The organism is Kitasatospora cinereorecta, assembly GCF_024172095.1.
Lineage (GTDB): Bacteria > Actinomycetota > Actinomycetes > Streptomycetales > Streptomycetaceae > Kitasatospora > Kitasatospora cinereorecta.
The window spans coordinates 389055-415974 of the sequence record NZ_JAMZDX010000006.1 but is presented as its reverse complement, the minus strand read 5'-3'; the positions used below and the strand labels follow the sequence as shown (position 1 = coordinate 415974).

The window sequence follows — 26920 nt, the reverse complement described above, 5'->3', positions numbered from 1 at the left end:
CGCACCAGTGTCGAGCTATTCGCCGGCGGCGGCGGCTTGGCCATGGCGGTGCACCGGGCGGGCTTCCGTCCACTGCTGTTCAACGAGTTCAACAACCGGGCTTGCGAGACGCTGGTTGCCAGCGCGCGAAAGACCCTTGGCGTCGACGGCTTGCTCCGTGTCGACGGGACGAAGCCGGAGCCCCCGGAGCCAGGCCAGCCGGCTCCCCTCTATCCGGGAGACGTGCGCGACCTCGACATGAGCGCCCTTGAGGGCAAGGTGGACGTCCTCGCGGGAGGGCCACCGTGCCAGCCGTTCAGCGCCGGGGGCGTGGCGAAGGGCGACGAGGACAAGCGCAACATGTTCCCCGCCATGTTCAAGGCCGTCCGCGAGATCCGGCCGAAGGCCGTCATCTGCGAGAACGTCCGCGGACTCCTGCGGCCCTCGTTCGCCGACTACTTCAAGTACATCCAGAACGAACTGCGCCTGCCGTTCGAGAAGCGCGACAACGAGGCGAGGTGGCAGGACCACGACGCCCACCTGTCCGGCATCCTTCGAGGACTGTCCCCCGAGGACAGCGACCCCGACCACTACAAGGTCGTGATGGTGCCGGTCAACGCCGCGAACTACGGCGTCCCCCAGGTGCGGAACCGTGTCGTCATCGTGGCCTTCCGGGCCGACCTCGGCGTCGACATCGAGGCATTCACGAAGTACGTGGAGACCCCGAAGTTCTCCGAGGACGCACTGTGGCGCTCCATGCGGGACGAGGACGGCCCGTACTGGCAACGTCACCAGGTGCCGGGGCACGTGCGGGACCGGGTCCGGGCCAACCTGCCCAAGAAGATCAAGGAGGACGACTACCTGCCTTGGCGTACGCTGCGCGACGCCATCGCCGGCTTCGGCACTGACGCGGAACTCCCCGCTCTGCCGGAGGTCGACCTCAGTCGCCTTGAGGAGAAGCACGACTTCGGTAAGAAGGTCGGAATCGTCGACCACATCGGCTGGCCCGGGGCGCGAATCTACAAGGGACATACCCCGAACGAACTCGACCGCCCCGCGAAGACGGTCAAGGCCGGCGTGCACGGAGTGCCTGGCGGCGAGTCCGTGATGCTTCTGGACGAGCGGTTCCGTGACCCCGGGGCGCCCGACGGGTGGACCTATCGGCACCGCTACATGACGGTCCGCGAGACCGCCCGGGTGATGACCTTCCCCGACGAGTGGCTCGGGTCCGGCCCTCGGGGCGAGCAGATGCGCCAACTGGGCAACGCCGTCCCGGTTGTGCTCGGCGAGTTCTTCGCCAACGCCGTCGCCGACGCACTGGCCGCAGCGGGACACTGACGACATGCCACGGAATGAGAGCCAGGGCCACCGCTGGAAGGAGCAGATGCCTCCCGAGCGGGCGTACAAGCGGCGCGCGGGTGCCGTGGCGCCAGCGGTGGAACAGGACCGAGCCGCAGGTGGTCACAACCGGCGGAGTGTCGCCCTCGGAGATGGACGCTTCGCTCGGGCCTCGATCAGCCTTCGGCTGTACCGGAGCACCCGGCGGATCCGTGCCTACCTTCGTTGGTCGCAAGATGGTAAGACCCAGGAACGGTACGTCTGCGAGGTCGAGCACGACTCCCGGGGACAGAACCTGGCTGCGGCTTGGCAGCAGGCATGGGATAAGGGGCTTCTCGCCGAGGAGCCGCTGCCTGCGGGTTCGACAGCGTCTTCTTTGGAGGTGCGTGCCTCGATGCGTGCCAACCGAGGCAAGAACACCCGACCGGAGCTGGCTCTGCGCAAGCTGCTCTACCAGCGCGGGTTGCGCTACCGAGTGGACGCCAAGCCGCTTGCCGAGATCCGGCGCAAGGCCGACGTGGTCTTCCCCGGTGACCGAGTGGCGGTTTTCATCGACGGCTGCTTCTGGCACGGGTGTCCAGAGCACTACCGCCCCGCAGTCAAGAACGCGGACTTCTGGCGCGAGAAGATCGAGGGCAATCGGGCCCGGGACACCGAGACCAACGAAAAGCTGATCGACTCCGGCTGGAGAGTCATCCGGGTCTGGGAGCACGAGGACCCCGTCCTAGCGGCCGAGCGAATCAGCCGGGAGTTGCGGGCGCTACGCGCCGGGACGCGACGGCCGTCGGCCGTTCAGCAGGTCGGCGATGGCGTCGTTGAGACGACGGAGAACGGTCCTTCCATCGCCGCCGCTGGAAGCCTGTAGCGTCTCCTTTCGACGAGGACACCATGGGCAGTGCGACCATGCCGTTGCTGTCGATGACCACTTCGGAAGGCGAAGACGTCATCGGGTGACTCTCCGTAGTCGTGGTCAGCCGCGCGGGCGCTTGCCGCGTTGCTCAGACCGTGTTTGAGATCTACCGTGTCCCGTTGCTGAGGCGTTCGTTGAGCTCGCTGTGAGCGGTGTTGGGGGCGGATATCCGTCTGACCTGACGGACGAGCAGTGGGCACTGGTGGAGCCGTTGCTCCCGCCGGCGCGGGTGGGGCCGAAGGGTGGGCGTCGGGAGAAGCATCCGCGGCGGCGGATCGTGGACGCGATCTTCCACGTGGCGCGGACGGGGTGTGCCTGGCGGCAGCTGCCGAAGGACTTCGCGCCCTGGCCGACGGTTTACTGGTACTTCACGTGGTGGCACGACGACGGCACCGTCGAGCGCATCCACGATGCCCTGCGCGGCAAGGTCCGTGAAGCCGACGGCCGCGACGTGGAGCCGAGCGCGGGCCTGATCGATTCGCAGTCCGTCCGCACCGGCGACACCGTCCCGGTGGCGACCAGGGGCTTCGACGCGGGCAAGAAGGTGAAGGGTCGCAAGCGGTTCATCGTCACCGACACCCTCGGCCTGCTCCTGGCCGTCCACGTCGTCGCGGCGAGCATCCAGGACCGCGACGGCGCGAAGCGGCCGTTGCTGTGGACCAGGCTCGACCACCCCAGCGTCAAGAAGGTCTGGGCCGACCAGGGCTTCGCCGGCCGCCTGGTCGAGTGGGCCGCCAAGATCCTCGGCCGCGACCTGGAGATCGTCCGCAAGGATCCTGGCCAGCGCGGCTTCCAGGTCCAGCCCAAGCGGTGGGCGGTGGAGCGGACCTTCTCGTGGCTCACCGCCCACCGGCGCCTCGCCCGGGACTACGAGACCAGCCCGAAGCACTCGGAGACGATGATCCGCTGGGCCATGATCGGCGTCATGGTCCGCCGGCTCACCCGGGGCCGTGCTGCGACGCGTCCCGGCCCACGACCGCTCGTGCGGCAACCCTCGTAGACAGCCTCCCTCGCCGACGGCAGCTGCTGTCGGCGAGCTACAGAGCCAAGAACCCCTCAACCTCGCGCTTCAGGCCAGGCGGCACGTCGGCCAACTCGGAGACGATCAGGCGGACCTCCCGCCCGAGTTCGGGGGACTCGCTCCAGATTTCCGGACTCCGGGTGAGCACGGCAGCCAGCAGATCGCCCTCGTACATGTCGCCTTCCGCCAGCGGGTCGCCCCGGAGGACCTCCACCGCCAGGGGCAGGAGATGGGCAAGGCCCACGTCTTGCCTGATCAGCAGCCGCATGTCCTCGACCGTCAGGTCGCCGAGCGGCTTACGCCGAAGCTCGCGCACGGTCGCCATCAGCCGCGTTTCGCCGCCCGACGGGGCCGACCAGCGGTCTCGCTCAAGCTCCTCAAGAGAGCGGTCACGGTTCACGAGTCGAATCACCGACCGATCGTCCCATGTCAGATCTCAAACGCGGTCTCACTGGGCGTTTCGCCCGTAAGCAGGTGGGTTGGGCCCGGTTTCTGGGGCGCCCAGGCTGCATACGTCTGGTGGCGCTTGGGGCTCTGGTGTCAGGTGGGCCGCCGTGGCGCGAATGTCCGCTGGAACTGTGTGCTTCCTCCTGTCTCATCCCTGGAAGCCGGGCCTGAACGTGTTCGTCTGTCGAAAGCCGCAAGCCCTGGGCAGCGTGGCGATCCCGCAGTATGCCGTCATCATGACGGATCGTCGACCGCATCCGAGCGACCTTTCAGACGCCCGCTGGGCCCTGGTCGAGCCCACCCTCACCGCCTGGCGACAGGCCCGAACCGAACGCGCCCTCGCATTCGGCCGGCCGCCCGAGCACGAACTGCGAGATCTGCTGGACGCGATCCTCTACGTGGACCGCACCGGCATCCCCTGGCGCTACCTCCCGCACGACTACCCGCCCTGGGAGACCGTATACGCCTACTTCGCCCGCTGGCAGAAGGAGGGACTGTTCGAGCAGCTCAACGGCCTCCTGCGTCGCCTGGTCCGCACCCGCGAGGGCCGCGATCCCGAGCCCACGGCCTGCATCATCGACTCGCAGAGCGTGAAGACCTCCACCAACGTCCCCGCCAGTTCGCAGGGCGTCGATGTCGGGAAAAAGATCGTGGGAAGGAAGCGGAACATCGTCACCGACACGATCGGGCTGCTGCTCGTGGTGCTGGTCACCGCCGCGAGCGTGCAGGACGGCACCGCCGGCCGACAGCTCCTGACCGCAGTCGCGGCGGAGTACCCCACGGTCGGCAAGGCCTGGGCCGACATGGGGTACAAGACCGCCGTCGTCGAGCACGGCGCCACGCTCGGAATCGACGTCGAGATCGTCCGCCGCGACCCTGCTACCAGGGGATTCGTCGTCCACCCCGACGCTGGGTCGTCGAGCGGACCTTCGGCTGGCTCATGAACCACCGCCGCCTCGCCCGCGACTACGAAGCCTTACCGGCCCGCGCCGAAGCCATGGTTCACGTCGCGATGATCAGCCTCATGACCCGCCGACTCACCGGCGAAACCACCCCGACCTGGCGCGGAACATGAGCCCGAGGCTCAGGGACGAAACGCCCAGTCAGGCATGGACCAGTGCACCACCCATGGTGCTGAGCTCAGTTGTCGGTGGTGTGCTGTATCTCTTGGCCGGGACAGAGATCAAAACCGTAGCAACCATCTCAGACGGGAGTAGCAGCCTTGTCGAGCGACACCGAGGGGCCTTCGTTCGAGGAAGTCGACCTCACGCCTTCTCCGCAACTGCTGGAAGCTCTTGGGGACATCCCCTACAAGCCTTGGCAGTGCCTGGCCGAGTTGATCGACAACTCCTTCGACGACTTCCTCGCGGACCCGGATCCGACCGAGCGGCAGGAGGTTTGGATCACCCTGCCGAAGCCCACCGACGATGATCCGATCGTCAGCCTGCTCGACAACGGCCGCGGCATGAGCCTGGAGATGCTGCAGAACGCACTGAAGGCCGGGTACAGCGGCAAACGACGCTACGGCAGTCTGGGCTTGTTCGGCATGGGGTTCAACATCGCCACGGCCCGGCTGGGCAACCGCACCGAGGTGCGTACGACGCGCGCGGGCGATCCCGAGTGGCTGGTCGTGGAGATCGACTTGCGCCGACTTTCGCAGAACGACACCTTCAAGACGCCGCTTCGACGGGAACCCAAGCAGGATGTGTCCGAGCATGGCACCGAAGTGATCGTTCGTCGGCTGCGCGCCGAGATCGCCGAAGACCTCAGGAAGACCAATCGGCACAACCAGATCCGGGGAGATCTGGGTCGCGTCTATTCCTACCTGCTGCGTGGCGAGAATCCTGTCCCGGGTGTCCCGGACGGTCCGATGGCTGGACGGGGCTTCCGGTTGAAGGTCAACAACAAGACCGTCTCGCCGAGGCTGCCCTGTGTCTGGTCGGCGTCCAGGACGGTTACCAAGCAGGGACGGGAAATCCCGGCCGTCAAGCCGGTGGACATTCGGCTGGCCTCGGCGTTGGCCTGCATGAAGTGCGGCCACTGGCAGAACCCTGACCTCGACCTGGACCGCTGCGCGCAGTGCGACAGCGAGGACATGCAACTCCGCGAACGCCGCATCCACGGCTGGATCGGTGTCCAGCGGTATCTGGACGAGACCAACTACGGCATCGACTTCCTGCGCAACGGCAGGAAGATCCGGATCGGGGACCGCTCCCTGTTCTCCTGGGAGAACCCCGAGGACGGGACTCAGATCCCCGAGTACCCGGTCGAGATCCCCGCGACTCAGGGTCGCATCGTGGGCGAGATCCACCTCGACCATGTCCCGGTGGGATACCAGAAGACCGACTTCACCCGGGAGAGCCGCGACTGGCGCCAGGCAGTTATCGCGCTGCGCGGCGAAGGGCCCATGCGCCCGAAAAAGGCCGCCGCTCTGGGCTACCCCGCGAACTCTTCCATCCTCGGAGAGATCTTCAAGGGCTACCAGGAGAACCGGCCAGGCGCGGGCTGCCTGATTCCCGGCAACGGGAGTACGGCCATCCACGACACGGCTCGCGAGTGGGGCGCGAAGTTCCACTCGGGCCGCCACCCCGAGTACCTCTCCGACGAGATCTGGTACCAGGCGGTCCTTGCCCACGACGAGGCCCGAGACAATGACGCGGCGGGTACGGGACCCAGGCCGACAGGCGCCGGCGAGCCCACACTGGCCGGGCGCACCGGCTTGAGCCCAGTGGGTGTACCGACCGCAGGACGCGGGTCCGGCCGCGAGACCCCGGCGCCACCAGCTGCCCCGTCACCTGCCCCGGAGTCGGTGGAGACCGAGGAGCAGCGCTTCGAGCGGTACCGCGCCGACGCGCGCCAGGTCTTCGACCTGACCGGCGAGGTCACCCTCCCCCGTTTGGGCCGCAGGGCAGTGACGGTATTCGACACACGGACCCAGCTGCTCGATGACCAAGGGCGACCGGTTCCCTCACTGACACGCATGGGCCGGGGCGTCAACCTGGAGGTCTTCGTCCATGGCGAACACCCAGTATTCCGTGAGTACGGTCGTGATCCGCGGGACTACGCGCTGATGGAGATCGCGCAGACCCTGCACGCCTTCGAGCCGGACGGGCAGAAGGTGACGACAGTCGCCGCCGAGGTCACGCGCCAATTCCCGGATCAGCGGGTGACCGAGTCCGCACTGCGCGACCGCGCCGACTCCCTGCTTGGCCGAGTACGCGAGCTGATGGCGCCGATTGTCGCGCCGATGGCCGCCGAGCTGTGGGAACCGCTCCCAGAGCAGGTGAAGCTGCGTGCGGAGCGAGACGCCGGTCGAGCGGACGCGTCTCTGGACTGGCCCGCCGTCGTCAAGGACGGGGGCTTCGTCGCTCACCTCGACGCCTCTGGCATCGCGGCCGTCGTCCGGGCGCGCCCTGGAGACTTCCTGGACGGGGCAGTGTTCAAGACGTCCTGGAGCGGCTGGTCGGACCCGGCGGTCAAGGAGAGGCAAGTCGCGCAGACAGTAAGGCCGCTGGAGGTCGTCGGAGAGTTCCTGGCCGAGCTGGGAACGAAGACGCGACTCGAACTGGCCCTGGCACGGATCACCTTCGACATGCTTGACCACAGCGTTGCCGGGCCGGTGTGAGATGAGCACCGCGTTCACGGCGCCGGAGTTCCTCCGGGCGGTCGGCCCCTTCGGCTTTACTCGCCAGGTGGAGCGCCTCGCGCTCCACCTGGGGTTCACCGATGTCACGAACATCGACGGCGCGAACGACCAAGGCGGTGACATTCTCGCCACCCGGGAGGGGCGCCTCTGGGTGTTCCAGGCCAAGTGGAAGGCGGGAGCGGCGGTGCCGCCGTCCGCAGTCGACGAGGTGCTGGAAGCCAAAGCCCACTACGGTGCGGACCACGCGGTAGTCGTCACTAACAGCCGCTTCGGGCCGACGACTCGAAAGCGCCGGGACAGCCTTGCCGCAGTCGGCATGAGAGTCGAGTTGTGGTCCGGCCAGGAGCTGGCAGACCTCTACGCCGACGACCAGTTCACAATGGACAGGTTGCCGGCTCGCTCGCTGCGTCCCTACCAATACCAGGCCCTGCAGGGGATCCTCGGCGACTTGGACAGCGCTGACCGTGCTTTGCTCGTCTTGGCCACCGGCCTCGGAAAGACCGTGGTCGGCGGCGAAGCCATCGACCACCACCTGCGTGACAATCCCCAGGACAAGGTCTTGGTCGTCGCCCCGGCCAAAGACTTGGTGGACCAGCTCGAACGGGCGCTATGGCACCACCTGCCCAAGACGGTGCGTACGCAGCTCCTGACCGGCGACCACCGCCCCGACGACCTGCGCGGCGTCACCTGCGCCACCATCGCCAGCGCCCTCGCGTACGCCCGCGCCGGCTACCGCCCCGCGCTGGTCATGGTCGACGAGGCGCACCATGTCGCCGAGGACGGCCAACTTGCCGAACTCCTCGACGTGCTCCACGCCAGCCGGCAGTTCGGGGTCACCGCCACGCCCTGGCGTGGCGACCGCTTCGACATCCGCAAGCGGTTCGGAGAGCCCAGCTTCACGCTAGGCATCGAGGACGGTATGAAGTTGGGCTACCTCTCCGAGGTCCGCTACCGCCTCTACGCAGACAACGTCGACTGGGACTTCGTCCGGGGCGCCAGCGACCACAGCTACTCGATCAAGGACCTCAACGCCCGACTCTTCCTCCCTGAGCGCGACGAAGCCGTACGCGAGCAACTGAAGGAAGTCTGGGCTCGCACCCAGCAACCTCGTGCGGTCGTGTTCTGCCGCACCATCGAACACTCCGAGCGCTTGGCCGCGCTGCTCGCAGAAGTACCGCAGTGGCGAGGCGCGCTGGCCGTACACGCCGGCCTGAACAAGCGCGAGCGTCAGGCCCGCCTGATGGCCTTCCGCAGCGGAAAGACACCCATCCTAACTGCCGTCGACATCCTCAACGAAGGCGTCGACGTCCCGGACGTGAACATCCTCTGCTTCGCCCGGGTGACACACAGCCGCCGCATCTTCGTCCAACAGCTCGGACGCGGCCTGCGCCTCCGACCCGGAAAGTCGCACGTCGAAGTCCTGGACTTCGTAAGCGACATCCGCCGTGTCGCCGCTATCTTGAACATCCGCCAACAAATCGCTGCAGACGAGGTTGAGACCCTGCGCCTAGCAGAACGTGGTACGACCTTTGAGTTCTCCGATCAGCGTGCGGAGAGCCTGATGCGCGAATGGATCAAGGACGCCGCGAGCCTGGAGACGTCACTGGAGGAGAGTCGCCTCCAGTTCCCTGACCCAGCCGCCTTTGGGGGATGAGATAGCAATGAGCATCATCGATGAGGACATCCGTCGGGAAGTGATCGCCGAGGTCTATCGGCAGGTTGACGAGCTCGACTGGGACGGCATGTCCCAACGGGAACGGGCGGATCGCTACGTCAACTGGATCGACGACCCACTCGTCGGCGGCAAGCTGACTCGCTTCATCGCCCGCGATCGAGTCCGCGTGTGGATCAAGGACGGCCCGATCAAGGAGCTACCAAGGGCGCGGTTCGGAATCGGCCCGTACGCCCGATTCGTAGTGAGCCGCTACCCAGAGATGGAGGAGATTGCTCGTCAAGCTTTTGGCATCGATTGGGTGGCGGACCGCCGAACGCTGGGTGTAAAGCCCAACCGCTGCCTGGTGCGCGGCCCCGGCCCCGACATCCTGATGATCTGGGGTCCGGACACCAGTCTTGCCGAGCTCACGTGGGGTGGCATCAACGCCCGAGTCGACCGTGGGGCCGAGCCCATCATCGTCGTGACCACGCCGCAGGGAACCCGACTCAGTGAGGGTGAGAAGCACCGGCATCGACTCCTCGCTGGGGTCGCAGGCATTGAGTTGCGGCACCTCACTCTTCGACTCGTTCGCGTTTGACGCCGATTGACAGGGCAAGTCGCACTCGGGTCACTTGTACCGTGCCTTGAAGTCGAGACTGCTGATTGGTCCGAGCCGTGCCCGGCGCGAGAAAGGCAGTCTCTCCTCAGCACGCCAGCGAATAGGTAGGCGAACAGGGCTTGACCCAGCCGACCTTCCAGCCGGTGAAGGAGAAGGTCTTGCCGGCGGAGGAGATGGCGACGGTGCGCTCGCGCATCCCGGGCAGGGCGGCCAGCGGGTGGTGCCCGCCGCTGAACACCAGGTGCTCGTACACCTCGTCGGTGACCACCAGCAGGTCGTGCTCGACGGCGAGCCGGGCGATCCCGGCGAGCTCGTCGGGGGTCAGCACCAGCCCGGTCGGATTGTGCGGGGTGTTGATCAGCAGCAGCCGGGTGCGCGGGGTGATCAGGGCGCGCAGCTCGTCCAGGTCGGGGCGGAAGTCCGGCGCGCGCAGAGTGAGCGGGCGGCGGACGGCGCCGGCCATCGCGATGCACGCCGCGTAGGAGTCGTAGAAGGGCTCGAAGGCGATCACCTCGTCGCCGGGCTCGAGCAGGGCGAGCAGGGCGGCCGCGATCGCCTCGGTGGCGCCGGCGGTGACCAGCACCTCGGTGTCGGGGTCGTACGTCAGGCCGTGGAAGCGCTGCTGGTGCTCGGCGATCGCCTGCCGCAGCTCGGGGACGCCGGGGCCGGGCGGGTACTGGTTGCCGCGGCCCTCGCGCAGCGCCCGGACCGCCGCCTCGCGGACCTCCGCGGGTCCGTCGGTGTCCGGGAAGCCCTGTCCGAGGTTGATCGAACCGGTGGCCGTGGCCAGGGCGCTCATCTCCGCGAAGATGGTCGTCCCCAGGCCCGCCAACCGGCGGTTCAGCAGCGGCCTTGCACCCATCACAGCTCCTCGGAGTCGTCGTCGCCGCCATCCTCCGGCCCGGCGGCGGCCGACGACAAGTAGCACGCCGACGGGCCCGTCCCCTGCTCGGGGGACGGGCCCGTTCGGTGGTGCGTGGGAGGTTCGGACCTCGCGCGGGAGGCTCGTGCCTCGGGTCGGAGGCTCAGGCCTCCTCGTCGGTGGGGGCCTCGCCCTCACCCTCCTCGCCCTCGATGTCCTTCTGCAGGCCGAGGCGCTCGACGATCCACTGCTCGAAGCCGACCGACGCCTGGGTCCAGTTGGCGGTGGTGGTCACGAAGTAGTCGAGGTTCACGCCGGCGCCGACGATCATCTGGGACTCGCCGATCAGGCGGACCACGCCGTCCTCGTGGGTGTGGGTGTAGACCTTCGGCCAGAGGGTCTCGCGGTTCCACTCGTCGATCAGGTCGAGGATCTCGTGCTTCTGCTCCAGCGGGTACGCCCGGTCGTAGAAGGCGCGGACCGCGAACAGCTCCTTCTGCTCGCCGCGGAACATGAAGTAGACGCGGAAGCCCTCCCAGGGGGCGGTGAGGTCGCCCTCCTCGTCCACGACGTGCTTGAGCTGCATCTGGTCCAGCAGCTGGGCGACCAGGTTCTGGTCCGGGACGACCACCGGCGGCGGGCCGGACGGAGCGCCACCGGGCTGGCCACCACCCTGCGGCTTCTGCGGCATGCCGAAGGACGGGATGGACGACGGGTCGATGCTCACGGGGGTCCCTTTCAGGGGTGCGCAAGGGTGGCTGACATGTGGAGGGGCCGCCCTACGGGTCTCCCTCCATCCTGCCTCATTCGTGGCCTGCGGCACAGAGACCGCAGGCCACCGTGATCACCATGTTCACCTCAGCGCCGACCGGCCCGCCTCACTTGACCAGCGAGGGCTTCGGACCGACGCCGAGCCCGTTGTGCTGCTCGTCCCGGTCGACCAGGACGGTGTCGCCGTCGTGGACCCGGCCGGAGAGGATCTCCTTGGCCAGCTGGTCGCCGATGGCCGACTGCACCAGCCGCCGCAGCGGCCGCGCGCCGTACGCCGGGTCGTACCCGGTGAGCGCCAGCCAGTCGCGGGCCGCCGGGGTGACCTCCAGGGTGAGCCGCCGCTCGTGCAGCCGCTTGGCCAGGGCCGCCACCTGGAGGTCGACGATCCGGCTGAGCTCCTCGGTGCCCAGCGGGTCGAAGACCACGAGGTCGTCCAGCCGGTTGAGGAACTCCGGCTTGAAGGCGGTCCGGACGGTGTCCAGCACCAGCTGCTTCTTGCGCTCCTCCGGGATGGTCGGGTCGACCAGGAACTGGCTGCCCAGGTTGGAGGTGAGGATCACGATGGCGTTGCGGAAGTCCACCGTCCGGCCCTGCCCGTCGGTGAGCCGGCCGTCGTCCAGCACCTGCAGCAGCACGTCGAAGACCTCGGGGTGGGCCTTCTCCACCTCGTCCAGCAGCACCACGCTGTACGGGCGGCGCCGCACGGCCTCGGTGAGCTGGCCGCCCTCCTCGTAGCCGACGTACCCGGGCGGGGCGCCGACCAGGCGGGAGACGGAGTGCTTCTCGCCGTACTCGCTCATGTCGATCCGGACCATCGCCCGCTCGTCGTCGAACAGGAAGTCGGCGAGCGCCTTGGCCAGCTCGGTCTTGCCGACACCGGTCGGGCCGAGGAACAGGAAGGAACCGGTCGGGCGGTCCGGGTCGGCGATGCCGGACCGGGTGCGGCGCACCGCGTCCGAGACCGCGCGGACCGCCGCCGCCTGGCCGATCAGGCGCCGGCCCAGCTCGTCCTCCATCCGCAGCAGCTTGGCGCTCTCGCCCTCCAGCAGGCGGCCGGCCGGGATGCCGGTCCAGGAGGCGACCACGTCGGCCACGTCGTCGGCGCCGACCTGCTCCTTGACCATGGTGGCGCCGCGCTCGTCGGCGGCGCGGGCCTGCGCCTCGGTGAGCTCCTGCTCGGCGGCCGGGATCTCGGCGTACATCAGCTTGGAGGCGCGCTCGAAGTCGCCGTCCCGCTGGGCGCGCTCCAGCGCCCCGCGCAGGTCGTCCAGGCGCTCCTTGAGCTCGCCGACCCGGTTGAGCGACTTCTTCTCCTGCTCCCACCGGGCGTTCAGGGTGCTCAGGTGCTCCTGCCTGTCGGCCAGGTCGCGCCGCAGCCGGCCGAGCCGCTCGACCGAGGCCGGGTCGGACTCCTTCTCCAGCGCCAGCTCCTCCATCCGCAGCCGGTCGACGACGCGCTGCAGCTCGTCGATCTCCACCGGGGAGGAGTCGATCTCCATCCGGAGCCGGGAGGCGGCCTCGTCCACCAGGTCGATGGCCTTGTCGGGCAGGAAGCGGGCGGTGATGTACCGGTTGGACAGGGTGGCGGCGGCGACCAGTGCGGCGTCGGTGATCTCCACCTTGTGGTGCGCCTCGTAGCGGCCCTTGAGGCCGCGCAGGATCGCGATGGTGTCCTCGACGCTGGGCTCGCCGACCAGCACCTGCTGGAACCGGCGCTCCAGCGCCGGGTCCTTCTCGATCCGCTCGCGGTACTCGTCCAGCGTGGTGGCGCCGACCATCCGCAGCTCGCCGCGGGCCAGCATCGGCTTCAGCATGTTGCCGGCGTCCATCGCCGAGTCGCCGCCGGCGCCCGCGCCGACCATGGTGTGCAGCTCGTCGATGAAGGTGATGACCTGGCCGTCGGAGGCCTTGATGTCGTTCAGGACGGACTTCAGCCGCTCCTCGAACTCGCCGCGGTACTTGGCACCGGCCACCATCGCCGCCAGGTCGAGCGCGACCAGGCGCTTGCCGCGCAGCGACTCCGGCACGTCGCCGGCCACGATCCGCTGGGCCAGGCCCTCGACCACGGCGGTCTTGCCGACGCCGGGCTCGCCGATCAGCACCGGGTTGTTCTTGGTCCGGCGCGACAGCACCTGGACCACCCGGCGGATCTCCTGGTCGCGGCCGATCACCGGGTCGAGCTTGCCGTCGCGGGCGGCCTGGGTGAGGTCGGAGCCGTACTTCTCCAGCGCCTTGTAGGTGCCCTCGGGGTCGGGGGAGGTGACCCGGGCGCTGCCCCGGACGTCCTTGAAGGCGGCCAGCAGCGCCTTGGCGGTGGCGCCGTTCTGCTTGAGCAGGTCGGCGACGGCGCCGCCCTCGGCGGCCAGGCCCACCATCAGGTGCTCGGTGGAGATGTACTGGTCGTCCAGGTCGGCGGCGCGCCGGCCGGCCTCCTCCAGGACCGCCAGGGTGTCGCGGGCCAGCTGGGGCGCGGCCACGGTCGAACCCTGGGCGGCGGGCAGCGCGGCGGCCTGCTGCCGGGCGGCGGTCGCGATCCGGGCGGGATCGGCGCCGCCCGCCTCCAGCAGCGGGCGGGCCAGGCCCTCCGGCTGCTCGAACAGCGCCAGCAGGATGTGCACCGGCTTGACGTCCGGGTTTCCTGCGGCGCTGGCCTGCCGGATCGCGGCGGACAGGGCGTCCTGCGTCTTGCTGGTGAACTTGCTGGCATCCACTGCTGGCGTGCCCCTCTCTGTGGTATCACTCGGTCTGCCATGTACAGCATGCACTAAGTTGAGTCTATTCCGCTCAACTTTCGGCTGAACGTTCGCGAAAGACTTCGAGGGGCGCCCTCAGCGGGGGGCGCGGGTCAGTCCGAGCAGCACCCGGGCCGGGCCCGCGGGGCGCTGCCCGGACGGCCAGACCGCCCGCAGCGGGCGGTGCAGGTCCAGCCCGGCCAGCGGGACGGCCACCAGGCGGCGGGTGGCGAGCTCCTCGGTCACCGCCAGCTCGCTGAGGCACACCGGTCCGGCGCCGGTCATCGCCGCCGCCTTCAGCGCGGTCGAGGAGGCCAGCTCCAGCCGCGGCGGCGCCGCGCCGCCGTACGGGGCCAGGGCACCCTCCAGCACCTCCCGGGTGCCGGAGCCCGTCTCGCGCAGCACCAGCGGGGTGGCCGCCAGCTCCTCGCCGGTCACCGGGGTGCGGCGGCGGGCCCAGCGGTGCTCGGGTGCCACCACGACCACCAGCCGGTCGGCCGCGACCACTGCGCCGTCCAGCCCCGGCGGCGTACCGGTGCCCTCGACGAACCCCAGGTCCGCGTCGCCCGCCAGGACGTGCGCCGCCACGTCGGCCGAGTTGGCGGTGCGCAGGATGACCGCCGTGCCGGGGCTGGCCTCGTGCAGCGCCAGCAGCCAGCCGGGCATCAGGTACTCGGCCACCGTCAGGCTGGCCACCACCCGCAGGCGGGCGTCGCGGCGCCCGCGCAGCGCGTCGATGCCGGCGTCCATCGCCTGTGCGGCCTCCACCACCTGCCGGGCCCACTCGACCACCAGCCGGCCCGCCTCGGTGGGCCGCGAGCCGCGCGGCGAGCGTTCCAGCAGGGGGACGCCGATCTGCCGCTCCATGCCCTTGATCCGGGCGCTGGCGGCCGGCTGGCTGACGCCGAGCTCCGCCGCCGCCCGCCCGACGCTGCCGAGCCGGGCCACCGCCAGCAGCAGCTCCAGGGCGCCGAGCTCGGGGACGTGCGAGGAGAGAGCCATAGGGTCAGGCTATGTCCTCATAGCGCGGCGGGTGCTACCGGCACGGATCGTCCCCGGGCACGGTGGGGCCATGGCAACGCTCCTCGCTCCGCGCACCCGGCTCGCCGGTCCCGATCTCGCCCGGCTCGGCCCCAACTGGTACGCGGCGGTGATGGGCACCGCGATCGTCGCCAACGGCGCGGCGGCGCTGCCGGTCGACGTCCCCGGCCGGACCGGCTTCGCCCAGGCGGTGTGGGCGCTGTCGGCGCTCCTGCTGGTGGTGCTGGTGGGCGCCCGCGCGGTCCACCTGCGGCGCCACCGGGCGGAGGCCCGCCGGCAGCTGCTGGACGACCCGGCCACCGCGGTCTTCTACGGCTGTCCGCCGATGGCCCTGCTGGCGGTCGGCTTCGGCACCCTGTCGATCGGCGCGCCGCTGATCGGCGCCGGACCGGCGCTCGGCGCCGACCTGGTGCTGTGGAGCGTCGGCACCCTCTACGCCGTCGCGGTCGCGATCGGCATCCCGCTGCTGATGATCACCCGGCACCGGCTCTCCGTCCTGGCGGCGAACCCGACCTGGCTGCTGCCGGTGGTGGCGCCGATGGTGGCCGCCTCGCTCGGCCCCGCCCTGGTGCCGCACCTGCCGGCCGGCGGGGCCCGGGTCGCCCTGCTGTACGGCTGCTACGCGCTGTTCGGCGCCAGCCTGCTGGCCACCCTGCTGATCCTGCCGCTGGTCTTCGCCGGCCTGGTGCACGGCAAGCTGCCCGCGCTGGTGCTGACCCCCACCCTGTTCCTGGTGCTCGGCCCGCTCGGCCAGTCCACCACCGCGGTCAACCAGCTCGCCGACGCCGCGCGCACCGCCGCCCCGGCGCTGGCCGGACCGGCGACCGCCTTCGCGGTGCTGTACGGCGTCGCGGTGATGGGCTTCGCGATGCTCTGGCTGGCGCTCGCCCTGGCGGCCAACCTGCGGGCGCTGAAGGCCGAGATGCCGTTCGCGATGACCTGGTGGGCCTTCACCTTCCCCGTCGGCACCCTGGTCACCGGTGCGGCGGCGCTCTCCCGGCACACCGGATTCGGCGGCTTCACCGGACTGGCGGCCGGTCTGTACGTCCTGCTGCTGGGGGCCTGGGCGGTCGCCGCGGTGCGCACCGCCGCGGGGGTGGTCGGCGGCCGGCTGCTCTGAGCCGAATCGGTGGACGGCCGCGCCGCACCGAAATCGGTCCCGGTGTTTCCGGTTCCGGATCCGGGGATTCTGCGAAGAATCGGAGAATTCCCGGTTTTCCGGCGCCGGGCGTGATCCGGCCGAGCGGCTGCTCGGCGGTGACGCCGCAGGTCGGCCGGGGGATCATGATTGTCCAGGACATGCCCAGATGGGTAGAGGCAGCCCGCCCCGACCCGCAGCCGAATGACCGTTCGGCGGTGGGGGAAATCCGCGCGAGGCGGGCAATTCCCGCAGGTCGCGGAGAACGTCCGCTGCAGGTTCCTGCACTTGCGGGAACCTGCAGTCGGGGATCCCTTGTCCGGCAGCCGCCGCCCTGTGAAGGTGGTGTCACGCCAGGTCGTCCGGGCCGCCGCAGCCCGAGATCGGCAACTTGCTCTTCGCGTGGGTGTGAGAGGTGCGTCCGCACCTGCGAACCGGGGGGAAGAGCGCCGGCCGGGTGCCATGTGTGGTGATGGCTCCCGGACCCGGAGTCGGTGAGGCGTTGCTGCTCCGCCTCGCCGAAAGGTGCCAAGACGCCGGCGTGACACGAGCGGGTTCCCCGGGGCCCGGAGTGCGAAAGCGCTCCGGCCCCGGGGAACACGCCCGTCACCGGGCTTCCACGTGACTCCCCGCAGGGGCCTGCTCGAGATCATGAACAGACCGGTCGTGCACGGAACGGCCGGGACCAGGCGGGGAGAGTTCGACGTGGCCGCGGAAGGCATCACCGGACCGGGCGACGGACTGCCCGACGACGAGGCCGCCCGGCTCTACCTCTCCGTCGTCACCGAGGGCGGCCGGCTCCCGCTCGCCCACCTCGACCAGGCCGACCGCCCCGCCATGGACCGCCTGGAGGCCATCGGCCTCGTCGTCGTCAACCGCATCGACGGCGCCTACCTCGCCGTCAGCCCGCGCGCCGTCGGCGACCGGCTCGGCTCCGAGATGCGCCGCCGCGCCACCCGCCTGCTCCGCGACGCCGAACGGCTCCCCGACGCCCTGGCCACCCTCACCCGCGCCTACGAGGCGCTGCCCCGCGAACAGCTCGACGCCCACCGCGCCGTCTACGTCGACGGCCGCGACCGGATCCGCCACCGGATCGCCGAACTCGTCTCCGAGGCCACCGACGAACTGCTCACCGCCCAACCCGGGCCGCGGCTCCCCGAGACCATGGAACTCGCCCGCCGCCAGGACCTCGGCCTGCTGGACCGCGGCGGCCACCTGCGCATCCTCTACCAGCCGGTGGTGCTCACCCAGCCCGCCGTCCTCACGTATGCCGGCGAACTCACCGAGCACGGCGCCGATCTGCGGGTCCTCGACGAACCCTTCCAGCGGATGATCATCGTCGACCGCAAGGTGGCGATCATCCCGGCCGCCGACGACCACAGCCGCGCCGCCTTCCTCTCCGACCCCGCCGCCGTCGCCTTCCTGGCCGGGATGTTCGAGCGCGACTGGGCCCGGTCCGAGGCCGTCCAGTGGCGCGAGGTCGACGGCCCGCGGATCGCCCGCTCCGTCGCCGACCGGGTCGGCCGCCTGCTCGCCGCCGGCCTCACCCAGCGCGGCGTCGCCAGCCGTCTCGGCCTGAGCGAACGCACCGTCGCCGGCCACATCTCCCGCCTGCGCGACCGCTACGGCGCCCAAACCCTTTTCCAACTCGGCTGGCTGATGCGCGGAGGGCGCCGTGAGTGACCCGCTCGCCGAGACCCCCGCCCCGCTCCCGGACGCCGCCGCCCGCCAATCCCACCTGCCCGGTCACCCGGACCGACGACTCCCACCGCGCCGTCGGCACACGCGCCGTCAGCGGCCGGCTCGGCGCCGAACTGCCCACCGCCGCCAGGATGCCGGTCCGGGCCCACCCTGCTCCACGGCCTCACCCGCGCCTACGACGACTCGACCCCGCCGGGTCGCGTGACAAATTCCGCGCACGGACGCTGTTCCCAGTGGGACGGTCGAGACGAGGTGGTGCAGGGTGAGCGGTCCGGCGGCAGGTCCGCTGCCCGGTGACGCCGAACGCGCGCTCTACCTGGAGATCCTGGCGCAGGGCGGCCGGGTGGGCTTCGTCGAGGCCGCCCGGCAGGATCCCGGCGCGGTGGTGCGCCTGATCGGGCTCGGCCTGCTGGTCCCGCACGGCACCGCCGACCAGCTGACCGCGGTGAGCCCCCGTGCGGTGGCCGGCCGGATCGGCGCCGGGCTGCGCACCGAGGCGACCAGGATGCTGGTGCGGGCGGAGCGGATGCCCGAGGCACTGGCGGAGCTGGTCGAGGCGTACGAGGCGGCGGTGCCCGAGGCCGAGCGCTCGGCGGAGGTGGAGCACGTCGACGAGATGGAGCAGATCCGCCACCGGATCCTCCAGATCGAGGCGGACTACCGCGAGGAGGGCCTGTCCGCCCAGCCGGGCCGCCGACCGCCCGAGCACCTGGCCGACGACTCCCGCAGCCGCGCGGCCCTGGAGCGCGGGGTGGAGATCAGGGTGCTCTACCAGCCGGTCTCCAGGGACGATCCCGCCACCGCCGCCTACGTTGCCAGGGCGACCGGCTGGGGTATGCGGTTCCGGGTGCTTGACGAGGCGTTCACCCGGATGATCATCTTCGACCGCCGGGTCGCCGTGATCCCGGCGGCGGCGGACAACCGCAGCGCGGCCTTCGTCGAGGACCCCGCCGTGGTCGCGGTCCTGGCCGCCGGCTTCCTGCGCGACTGGGAGCGCGCGGAGCGGATCCGCTGGGAGGTACCCGACCGGACGACGGAGGCACCGGTGCACGACATGGTCGGAACGCTGCTGGCCCAAGGCCTCACGCAGCGGGCGATCGCCGGCCGGATGGGGCTGAGCGAGCGGACCGTCGCCGGGCACATCGCACGACTGCGTGACCTTTACGACGCGGAGACACTGTTTCAGCTCGGGTGGCTGATGCGAGGTGGAGTGGATGAGTGATCTGGTGCCGGGTTCGCTGCCGAGCGACCCCGAGCGGAAGCTGTACTTCACGGTTCTGGAGCAGGGCGGCCGGGTGAGCTTCCGCGAGGCGGTGGAGCAGGACTCGGCGGCGGTGCTCCGGCTGATGGAGCTCGGACTGCTGGTCCACCACAGCGAGGACGCCTCGCTGACCGCGGTCAACCCGCGGACGGTGGGCGAGCGGATCAGCTCCGAACTGCGCTCGGCCGGGACGCGGATGCTGGTCCAGGCCGAGGAGATGCCCTCGCTGCTGGGCGAACTGACGGACGCGTACGACGCCCGGCCGCGGCGGGTCGACCGCTCCAGCGAGGTGCAGCACGTCGACGACTTCCGGGAGATCCGGCACCGGATCCTCCAGGTGGAGTCGGAGTGCCGGGAGGAGACCCTGGCCGCCCAGCCCGGCGGGGCACGCCCGGCCGAGCACCTCAAGCAGTCCCTGGAGCGCACCCGGGGCTTCCTGGCCGAGGGCCGCTCGCTGCGCACCATCTACCAGCCCGGCGCCCGGCTCGACGAGGCGACCGTCCGGTACGCGGCGGCGGTGACCGCGCTGGGGGAGAAGATCCGGGTGCTCAGCGAGCCCTACACCCGGATGATCGTCTTCGACCGCCGGGTGGCGGTCATCCCCGCCTCGGCCGACAACAGCAGCGCCGCGTTCATCGAGGATCCGGCCGTGGTCAGCTTCCTGGTCGGGGTGTTCGAGCGGGACTGGGAGCGGGCCGAGCGGGTGGCCTGGGGCGCGGTGCACCACGACGAGGTCGAGGGGGCGCCGGTGCACGAGCAGGTCGGCCGGCTGCTCGCCCAGGGCCTGACCCAGCGGACCATCGCGGGCCGGCTCGGCCTGAGCGAGCGCACCGTGGCCGGCCACATCTCCCGTCTGCGCGAACTCCACGACGCCGAGACGCTGTTCCAGCTGGGCTGGCAGATGCGGGGCGCCGAACGGACGCCGGCCCCCTGAGCGGGCGGCCCACCCCTCCCGGGTGAGCCGACGCCGGTCAGCCGGTGGCGACCTCGGGCGACCAGAAGCCGTACGGCCCGGTGGCGGGCCGCTCCTGACGGGGGCGCGGGAACTGGTCGCCCGGCGCGGTCCAGAAGCCGCCGCGCAGGGAGAGCGCCATCCCGGCCCAGTCGAGCGCGGTCTCCACGGTGTGGTGCAGGGCGTCCTGCGACCAGGTGTCGTCGAAGACCAGCGGCAGCACCGGCGAGACCTGCTCGATGGTGGCGATCAGCGGGTTGTGGGTGATCGCCTCGTCGACCAGCAGCACGATCGGCTTGCGCAGCGCCGAGGCCCAGCCCAGCTCCAGGCTGACCCCGGCCGACAGCGGCGCGCCGACGTAGGCGAACACCAGGTCGGCGGTCTGCAGCGCACGGAAGTCGGAGGGCACCCGCGGCTCCGGCGCGCGGCCGGCCACCGTCCAGGCGTCGCTGTGGTGCGCGCTGTACACCGCGGCGCCGCTGCGCAGCAGCGTGGTCCGCAGGGTGGTCAGACGGGTGCGGCTGGCCAGCGTCACCACACTGTCCGCCGGGCCGGTGAGCCGCATCAGCGGCGCGGCCAGGAAGACCCGTGCGCGCCGGCCCTCGGGGTTCTGGGCGGCGCGATGACGCAGGTTGGACTCACTCATGTCGACTCCGGGGGAATGGCCGACCGGGAGGGGATGGTGCCGGAAGGCGCTTTGGACGATGGCTGCTCAAGCGGACGAGCGGTGTGTGACATGTGGTTTGTTGAGGACGCAATTGAAGGGACATCGGCAAGTGTGGTGACCTTGTCGAGCCCATCGAGAGCGAACTGATCGTCCATCGAACATCGCTCTCACGTCCAGGTTTGCGAGGTGTCATCTGGATGCCTGGCAGGGAGATGACGCACTGCTGATGGAGGGCGGCGTGACATGGGTACACATTGTGCGGCACCATGAGCGCAACCGTTCTAAAGCGGTGTATTGGTTCGATTCGTAAGGTTGAGGGAAGGGGTGGGCGCATGTCTCGCATGCACCGGTATGTCCGTATGGCAGTTCTTCCGCTTGCCGCCGGCGTAGCGGCGCTGGTGGTCGCCTGCTTCGGTGTGGGCGGAGACCAGAAGGCCGTGGCCGACGAGGTGACGGCGGCCGTGCCGCTCTCGGCGAACGACATCTACTGGACGTGACCTTCACGGTCAACGCGTCCCTGTCACTCCCGGACGCGGGGACGTCTCCGGCCGCACGGCAGCTGGGGACGCCGGGGGTGCGGTCCGTCGGAGCGGCTCCCGGCTAGCCCGGAGGGCTCTGTGACGCCCGCCCCAGGACGTAGCCGAGCTGGAACAGCGAGTCGACGTTGTGGTCCTCGCGCATCTCGGCGATATGCCGGGCCAGGGTTCGCTCACTGATGCCCAGGCGACGGGCGATGACGCGGTGGTTGGTGCCCGCCAGCAGCAGATCGATGATCGTCTGTCGCAGCCGGGAAACCACCTCCTGCGGGACGGTTCGGTCCCCGTCGAATTCCAGTGCCCGGCCCCAGTTCCGCTCGAAAACCTCCTCGACCAGGAATTTGATGACCGACTGGTCGTGGATGAACGCCGCGTGGCTCATGTCCTCGACGACCGGCATCACCGCGATTCTGCGGTCGATGATGATGAGTCGGGTGTACGGCTCGTCGAGCGTGCGGAACTGCCATCCGGCCGAGGCCAGGGTGGCCACGTAGTCGCGGGTCGGCTGGTGGTAGCGCGTGCTGGCGTGGTAGATCGTCCGCATCGTGGCGCCCCGGCGGAGGATGTCCAGGTCTCCCTCGACGCCGGCGGCGAGTACTTCCGGCGGGCGCGGACCGCCCGGTTGCATGGCCAGCGCCTCCTCCATTTCGGTGGCGAATTGTTGGAGGCGTTGATTTATCAGTGCTTTCCCGCGGACATACTCGATCTGTCCGCCGCTCTGGCCGGGCGAGTGAAATGCCTCGGCCAATTCGCTCAGGTCCGTCGGAAGTGTGACCGCGCGGGCGAGCAGATCCAGTGCCTGGCGTTGCCATGCCGAGCTGAGACTGGCCGATAGCTGTGCGGGATCCACCGCGACGAACACTTCCGGCTCGTCCGCGTCGGGGACCAGGAGGCCGAGTGACAGCAACTCGTCAAGAGCGTCGGCCGTTATTTGATCATCGTCCTTCCGGAGTGATCTCCCTTCCTGGCGGATGACGGCCAGGTAGAGCGAACGGGCCTCGGCCGACAGGCTGCGTTGCCAGCCAGACACGGACCCTGACTGCTCTCGCACGTTCATCCCTCGGCTCCTTGTCGTCGACCGGACAAATGGCCAACCAAGACTCGGTGTCTGCTCTCCGCGATCTTAATTGGAGACCGATGTGGGGCAGTTGAGATTTGCCGACCGGACGGATCCGGCCCATCCATCGAGTCGCACTCTCTCATCAACACCGAGCCGCCGGCACCCCCCGATCAGTGGGAGATACCGGCGGCTCGGTGGCTTTCAGCGCTTGGGGCGCCAGACGACGAGGGCGCTCGACTGCTGGACCTGCTGGTAGGGGACGAGGTCGCGGCGGTAGGACGCGTGAATGGTGGCCTCGCGCTGCTGCAGGGTGGCGGCGGCGCCGTCCAGGGCATCGGCCAGTTCGGCGACGCGGGACTGGAGGGCGGCGACCTGGTTCTCCAGCTCGATGATCCGCTTGATGCCCGCGAGGTTGATCCCCTCGTCCTGGGAGAGCCGCTGGACCTCGCGCAGCTGCTGGATGTCCCGGGACGAGTAGCGGCGGCCGCGGCCGGCCGTGCGGTCCGGACAGACCAGGCCGAGCCGGTCGTACTGGCGCAGGGTCTGCGGGTGCAGGCCGGAGAGCTCGGCGGCCACCGAGATGACGTAGACCGGGGTGTCCTCGGTGAGCACGTACGGGTTGGCGTTCACGCGCGGGCGCGACGCGGAGCCGGGCAGGCCCTCGCCGAGTCCGGGGCCGATGGGGGTGTCGGGCGTCGGGGTCATCTGCGGGTCACGCTCCCTCCGCCGCCTGGAAGAGGGCGGCTCGCGGGTCGTCCGAGGCGGTGGCCTCGCGGTACTGCTCCAGTGCCGTCAGCGCGTCGCCGGTGACGTGCTTGGGCACCATGACCTCCACGGTGACCAGCAGGTCGCCGCGGGTGCCGTCCTTGCGGGTGGCACCCTTGCCGCGGGCCCGCATGGTGAGCCCGTTGGCGCTGCCGGCGGGCAGCTTGAGCTTCACGGCGGGGCCGTTCAGCGTCGGCACCTCGATGGTGCCGCCAAGAGCCGCTTCGGGGAAGGTCACCGGCACGGTGACGGTCAGGTTGTCGCCCTTGCGCCCGAAGACCGGGTGGGTGTCGACGTGCACGGTGACGTAGAGGTCGCCGGGTTGGCCGCCCCGCTCGCCCTGGGCGCCCTTGCCCTTGAGCCGGATCCGCTGGCTGTCCTGGACCCCGGCCGGGATGCGGACCTGCATGGTCCGGGCCGAGGAGGCGCGGCCGCTGCCGTGGCAGACGGTGCACGGGTCGTCGACGATCATGCCGCGGCCCTTGCAGTCGCGGCAGGGCTCGGACAGCGCGAAGGCGCCCTGGCCCCGGCTGACCGTGCCGGCGCCGACGCAGGTCGGGCAGACCCGGGGCGTGGTGCCGGTCTTGGCGCCGGTGCCGGCGCAGGAGCGGCACGGGGCCTGGCTGGTCATCCGCAGCGGTACGGTCGCGCCGTCCACCGCCTCCTCGAAGCTGAGGGTCACCTCGGTCTCGACGTCGGCGCCGCGCCGCGGCTGGGCCTGCCGGCCGCCGCGGTTGAACAGGCCGCCGAACACGTCGCCGAGGCCGCCGCTCCCGGCGCCCGCGGTGTTGCCGAACAGGTCGCCGAAGTCGAAGGAGCCGCCGCCGGGACCGCCGGGGCGGAACCCGCCCGAGCCGAACAGCGAGCGGGCCTCGTCGTACTCCTTGCGGCGCTTGTCGTCCGAGAGGACGTCGTACGCCTCGGAGATGTCCTTGAACCGCTCCTCCGCCTTGGCGTCACCCTTGTTGGCGTCCGGGTGGAACTCCCGCGCGAGCTTGCGGTAGGTCTTCTTGATCTCGGCGGCGGTGGCGTCCTTGGGCACGCCGAGGACCTTGTAGTAGTCCTTCTCCACGTAGTCCTTGGCACTCATGGCCTTTTACCGCCACCTCCCGAAGAGTTGTCACTGGTATCGCATACGGCGCTGCGGAGCCGGCCGCCGTACTGGACGACGTACGACTCCGCAGCGCACAAGGTTGTCAGTTGCCGGCCGTGCCGTCAGCTGTCGGTGCCGTCGGCCTTGTCGGCGTCGGGCTCGGCGGTGGTCTGGGTGCCCGGCTGGGGCTCCGCGACCGCGACCATCGCCGGGCGGATGATCCGCTCGCCGATCCGGTAGCCCGGCTGGAGGATCTGCACACAGGTGTCCTCGGTGACCTCCGAGGAGTAGCTGTGCATCAGCGCCTCGTGCAGCGTCGGGTCGAAGGGCTCGCCCTCCTTGCCGAACTGCTGCAGGCCCAGCTTGGCCACCACGGTCTCCAGCGACTCGGCGACGGACTTGAAGCCGCCCGTCACCTCGCCGTGGTCGCGCGCCCGGCCGATGTCGTCCAGCACCGGGATCAGCGACTCCAGGATGTTGGAGATCGCGATCTCGCGCACCGTCAGCCGGTCCCGCTCCACCCGCTTGCGGTAGTTCTGGTACTCGGCCTGGAGTCGCTGCAGGTCGGCGGTGCGTTCGGAGGCCTCGCGCTTGGCGGCTGCCACCTCGTCACCGGCCGCACCCGCGACGGCCTCCTCGGCGGCCTTGAGAACGGCCTCCTCGGCGGCGGAGTCGTCGCCGGGCTGCTCGCCCTGCGGCTTCTCCGTCATGCGGCACCACCCTTGGGCTTCTCGTCATCGACGATCTCGGCGTCGACCACGTCGTCCTCCTTGGCGCCCGCGGCGTCACCCGCGCCGGCTCCAGCGGCACCCGCGGCGTCGGCCTGCGCGTAGAGCGCGGCGCCGAGCTTCTGGGCGGTGGTGGAGACCTTCTCGGTCGCCTCGCGGATCGCCGGGATGTCCTCGCCCTTCAGCGCCTCCTTGAGCTCGCCGATCGCGGTCTCGACCTCGGTCTTGACGTCGGCGGGGAGCTTGTCGGCGTTGTCGGCGATGAACTTCTCGGTCGAGTAGACGAGCTGCTCGCCCTGGTTGCGGGTCTCCACGGCCTCGCGGCGCTTGTGGTCCTCGTCCGCGTACTGCTCGGCCTCGCGGCGCATGCGGTCGACCTCGTCCTTCGGCAGCGAGGAGCCGCCGGTGACGGTCATCTTCTGCTCCTTGCCGGTGCCGAGGTCCTTCGCGGCCACGTGCATGATGCCGTTGGCGTCGATGTCGAAGGTGACCTCGATCTGCGGCAGGCCGCGCGGCGCCGGCGGCAGGCCGGTCAGCTCGAACATGCCGAGCTTCTTGTTGTACGCCGCGATCTCGCGCTCGCCCTGGTAGACCTGGATCTGCACGGACGGCTGGTTGTCCTCGGCCGTGGTGAAGATCTCGGAGCGCTTGGTCGGGATCGTGGTGTTGCGCTCGATCAGCTTGGTCATGATGCCGCCCTTGGTCTCGATGCCGAGGGACAGCGGGGTGACGTCGAGCAGCAGGACGTCCTTGACCTCGCCCTTGAGGACACCGGCCTGCAGGGACGCGCCGATGGCGACGACCTCGTCCGGGTTGACGCCCTTGTTGGCGTCCTTGCCGCCGGTCAGCTCCTTGACGAGCTCGGCGACGGCCGGCATACGGGTCGAGCCGCCGACCAGGACCACGTGGTCGATCTCGGACAGCGCGATGCCGGCGTCCTTGATGACGTTGTGGAACGGGTGCTTGCAGCGCTCGAGCAGGTCGGCGGTCAGCTGCTGGAACTGGGCCCGGGTGAGCTTCTCGTCCAGGTGCAGCGGGCCCTCGGCGGAGGCCGTGATGTAGGGCAGGTTGATCGAGGTCTCCGAGGAGGAGGACAGCTCGATCTTGGCCTTCTCGGCCGCCTCGCGCAGACGCTGGACGGCCATCTTGTCCTTGGACAGGTCGACGCCGTGACCGGACTGGAAGACCTTCACCAGGTGGTCGACGACGCGCTGGTCCCAGTCGTCGCCACCGAGGTGGTTGTCACCGTTGGTGGCCTTCACCTCGACGACGCCGTCGCCGATCTCCAGCAGCGAGACGTCGAAGGTGCCGCCACCGAGGTCGAAGACCAGGATGGTCTGGTCGTCCTTGTCCAGGCCGTAGGCCAGGGCGGCCGCGGTCGGCTCGTTGACGATGCGCAGGACGTTCAGGCCCGCGATCTCGCCGGCCTCCTTGGTCGCCTGGCGCTCGGAGTCGTTGAAGTAGGCCGGGACGGTGATGACGGCGTCGGTGACCGTCTCGCCCAGGTAGGACTCGGCGTCCCGCTTGAGCTTCTGCAGGACGAAGGCGGAGATCTGCTGCGGCGTGAAGTCCTTGCCGTCGATGCCGATCTTCCAGTCGGTGCCCATGTGGCGCTTGACCGAGCGGATGGTGCGGTCGACGTTGGTGACCGCCTGCCGCTTGGCCACCTCGCCGACCAGAACCTCGCCGTTCTTGGCGAAGGCGACGACGGACGGCGTGGTCCGAGCGCCCTCGGCGTTGGTGATGACCGTGGGCTCACCGCCCTCAAGAACGCTGACGACGGAGTTCGTCGTACCGAGGTCGATGCCGACCGCGCGTGCCATCGTGTGTACCTCCGGGGAGAAGTTGAGCTGTACGGGCTCAAGGATGCACGACGGATCGGACAGCGTCAACAGCCATGAGTCCATGTCGCTCAACTTTACTGAGCGCTTATCCTGAGACTGTCCGTCGAACGGGTGAGTCTGGCCTTAGTGACTGCCGCCATACCTTGAACATCTTC

The 26920-nt window shown here is 70.0% G+C and carries 21 protein-coding genes and 2 pseudogenes; 12 read left to right on the top strand and 11 right to left on the bottom strand.

From position 1 onward, the window contains the following. Positions 1-222: 222 nt before the first annotated feature. The 3 genes from FHR36_RS31235 to FHR36_RS31225 all read left to right on the top strand — a co-directional run bounded on the left by FHR36_RS31235 (position 223) and on the right by FHR36_RS31225 (position 3227). On the top strand, positions 223-1317 hold the full coding sequence (locus FHR36_RS31235) for a DNA cytosine methyltransferase (RefSeq protein ID WP_253802629.1): 1095 nt from the start codon (positions 223-225) through the stop codon (positions 1315-1317). A gap of 4 nt (positions 1318-1321) precedes the next feature. Then, on the top strand, positions 1322-2182 hold the full coding sequence (locus tag FHR36_RS31230; protein ID WP_253802628.1) for a very short patch repair endonuclease: 861 nt from the start codon (positions 1322-1324) through the stop codon (positions 2180-2182). Between the two features lie 190 nt (positions 2183-2372). Next, entirely contained in the window at positions 2373-3227 is an 855-nt protein-coding gene (locus FHR36_RS31225) for an IS5 family transposase (RefSeq protein WP_253802627.1), read from the top strand. Between the two features lie 37 nt (positions 3228-3264). On the opposite strand, the gene FHR36_RS31220 is transcribed toward FHR36_RS31225, so the two are convergent. After that, positions 3265-3660 (bottom strand): contact-dependent growth inhibition system immunity protein, encoded by a 396-nt coding sequence (locus FHR36_RS31220; RefSeq protein ID WP_253802625.1) that lies wholly within the window; start codon positions 3658-3660, stop codon positions 3265-3267. Positions 3661-3931: 271 nt separating this feature from the next. Between FHR36_RS31220 and FHR36_RS31215 the strand changes: the two are divergent. The 4 genes and pseudogenes from FHR36_RS31215 (at position 3932) to FHR36_RS31200 (ending at position 9593) form a co-directional block, all read left to right on the top strand. After that, positions 3932-4770, top strand: a pseudogene (locus FHR36_RS31215) (IS5 family transposase). A gap of 147 nt (positions 4771-4917) precedes the next feature. Beyond that, positions 4918-7320, top strand: a complete 2403-nt coding sequence (locus FHR36_RS31210; RefSeq protein ID WP_253802623.1) for an ATP-binding protein — start codon at positions 4918-4920, stop codon at positions 7318-7320. Position 7321: 1 nt separating this feature from the next. Continuing rightward, on the top strand, positions 7322-8995 hold the full coding sequence (locus FHR36_RS31205; protein ID WP_253802621.1) for a DEAD/DEAH box helicase family protein: 1674 nt from the start codon (positions 7322-7324) through the stop codon (positions 8993-8995). A 7-nt stretch (positions 8996-9002) separates the two neighbouring features. Beyond that, positions 9003-9593, top strand: coding sequence for a hypothetical protein (locus FHR36_RS31200; RefSeq protein ID WP_253802619.1), 591 nt, complete (start codon positions 9003-9005; stop codon positions 9591-9593). A 127-nt stretch (positions 9594-9720) separates the two neighbouring features. Here FHR36_RS31200 and FHR36_RS31195 read toward each other — a convergent pair. From FHR36_RS31195 to FHR36_RS31180, 4 genes and pseudogenes are all read right to left on the bottom strand, one after another. Then, positions 9721-10476 (bottom strand): annotated as a pseudogene (locus FHR36_RS31195) (aminotransferase class I/II-fold pyridoxal phosphate-dependent enzyme); the annotation flags it as partial. Positions 10477-10639: 163 nt separating this feature from the next. Beyond that, complete coding sequence (locus FHR36_RS31190) at positions 10640-11203, bottom strand: type III secretion system chaperone family protein (protein ID WP_253802617.1); 564 nt, start codon at positions 11201-11203, stop codon at positions 10640-10642. A gap of 151 nt (positions 11204-11354) precedes the next feature. Continuing rightward, positions 11355-13958 carry an ATP-dependent chaperone ClpB gene (gene clpB, locus FHR36_RS31185; RefSeq protein WP_253802615.1) on the bottom strand — a complete coding sequence of 868 codons (2604 nt, stop codon included), beginning with the start codon at positions 13956-13958 and terminating at the stop codon, positions 11355-11357. 117 nt (positions 13959-14075) lie between these two features. Continuing rightward, positions 14076-14981 carry a LysR family transcriptional regulator gene (locus FHR36_RS31180; RefSeq protein ID WP_253802612.1) on the bottom strand — a complete coding sequence of 302 codons (906 nt, stop codon included), beginning with the start codon at positions 14979-14981 and terminating at the stop codon, positions 14076-14078. Positions 14982-15051: 70 nt separating this feature from the next. Between FHR36_RS31180 and FHR36_RS31175 the strand changes: the two genes are divergently transcribed. From FHR36_RS31175 to FHR36_RS31160, 4 genes are all read left to right on the top strand, one after another. Then, positions 15052-16140: a TDT family transporter gene (locus tag FHR36_RS31175; RefSeq protein ID WP_253802609.1), complete on the top strand. Its 1089-nt coding sequence runs from the start codon at positions 15052-15054 to the stop codon at positions 16138-16140. 723 nt (positions 16141-16863) lie between these two features. Next, on the top strand, positions 16864-17841 hold the full coding sequence (locus tag FHR36_RS31170) for a LuxR C-terminal-related transcriptional regulator (RefSeq protein WP_253802607.1): 978 nt from the start codon (positions 16864-16866) through the stop codon (positions 17839-17841). Positions 17842-18121: 280 nt separating this feature from the next. Beyond that, the gene (locus FHR36_RS31165) at positions 18122-19081 is read left to right on the top strand and encodes a LuxR family transcriptional regulator (RefSeq protein ID WP_253802605.1); all 960 of its coding nucleotides are present in this window, start codon (positions 18122-18124) and stop codon (positions 19079-19081) included. Next, positions 19074-20054 (top strand): LuxR C-terminal-related transcriptional regulator, encoded by a 981-nt coding sequence (locus tag FHR36_RS31160; RefSeq protein WP_253802603.1) that lies wholly within the window; start codon positions 19074-19076, stop codon positions 20052-20054. Before FHR36_RS31165 ends, FHR36_RS31160 begins: the two co-directional genes overlap by 8 nt. Positions 20055-20091: 37 nt before the next feature. On the opposite strand, the gene FHR36_RS31155 is transcribed toward FHR36_RS31160, so the two are convergent. Beyond that, positions 20092-20718: a TIR domain-containing protein gene (locus tag FHR36_RS31155; protein ID WP_253802601.1), complete on the bottom strand. Its 627-nt coding sequence runs from the start codon at positions 20716-20718 to the stop codon at positions 20092-20094. Positions 20719-21098: 380 nt separating this feature from the next. On the opposite strand from FHR36_RS31155, the gene FHR36_RS31150 reads away from it, so the two are divergent. Continuing rightward, positions 21099-21236, top strand: a complete 138-nt coding sequence (locus FHR36_RS31150; RefSeq protein ID WP_253802599.1) for a hypothetical protein — start codon at positions 21099-21101, stop codon at positions 21234-21236. A 103-nt stretch (positions 21237-21339) separates the two neighbouring features. Here FHR36_RS31150 and FHR36_RS31145 read toward each other — a convergent pair whose 3' ends face one another. The 5 genes from FHR36_RS31145 to dnaK form a co-directional block, all read right to left on the bottom strand. Continuing rightward, the gene (locus FHR36_RS31145) at positions 21340-22332 is read right to left on the bottom strand and encodes a helix-turn-helix domain-containing protein (protein WP_253802596.1); all 993 of its coding nucleotides are present in this window, start codon (positions 22330-22332) and stop codon (positions 21340-21342) included. 204 nt (positions 22333-22536) lie between these two features. Continuing rightward, complete coding sequence (locus FHR36_RS31140) at positions 22537-23040, bottom strand: heat shock protein transcriptional repressor HspR (RefSeq protein WP_253802594.1); 504 nt, start codon at positions 23038-23040, stop codon at positions 22537-22539. Positions 23041-23047: 7 nt separating this feature from the next. After that, positions 23048-24190 carry a molecular chaperone DnaJ gene (gene dnaJ, locus FHR36_RS31135; RefSeq protein ID WP_253802593.1) on the bottom strand — a complete coding sequence of 381 codons (1143 nt, stop codon included), beginning with the start codon at positions 24188-24190 and terminating at the stop codon, positions 23048-23050. Between the two features lie 125 nt (positions 24191-24315). Continuing rightward, complete coding sequence (grpE, locus tag FHR36_RS31130) at positions 24316-24903, bottom strand: nucleotide exchange factor GrpE (protein WP_253802592.1); 588 nt, start codon at positions 24901-24903, stop codon at positions 24316-24318. Then, a complete protein-coding gene (gene dnaK, locus FHR36_RS31125; protein WP_253802591.1) occupies positions 24900-26744 on the bottom strand; it encodes a molecular chaperone DnaK in 1845 nt (614 codons plus the stop codon). Before dnaK ends, grpE begins: the two co-directional genes overlap by 4 nt. Positions 26745-26920: the final 176 nt, after the last annotated feature.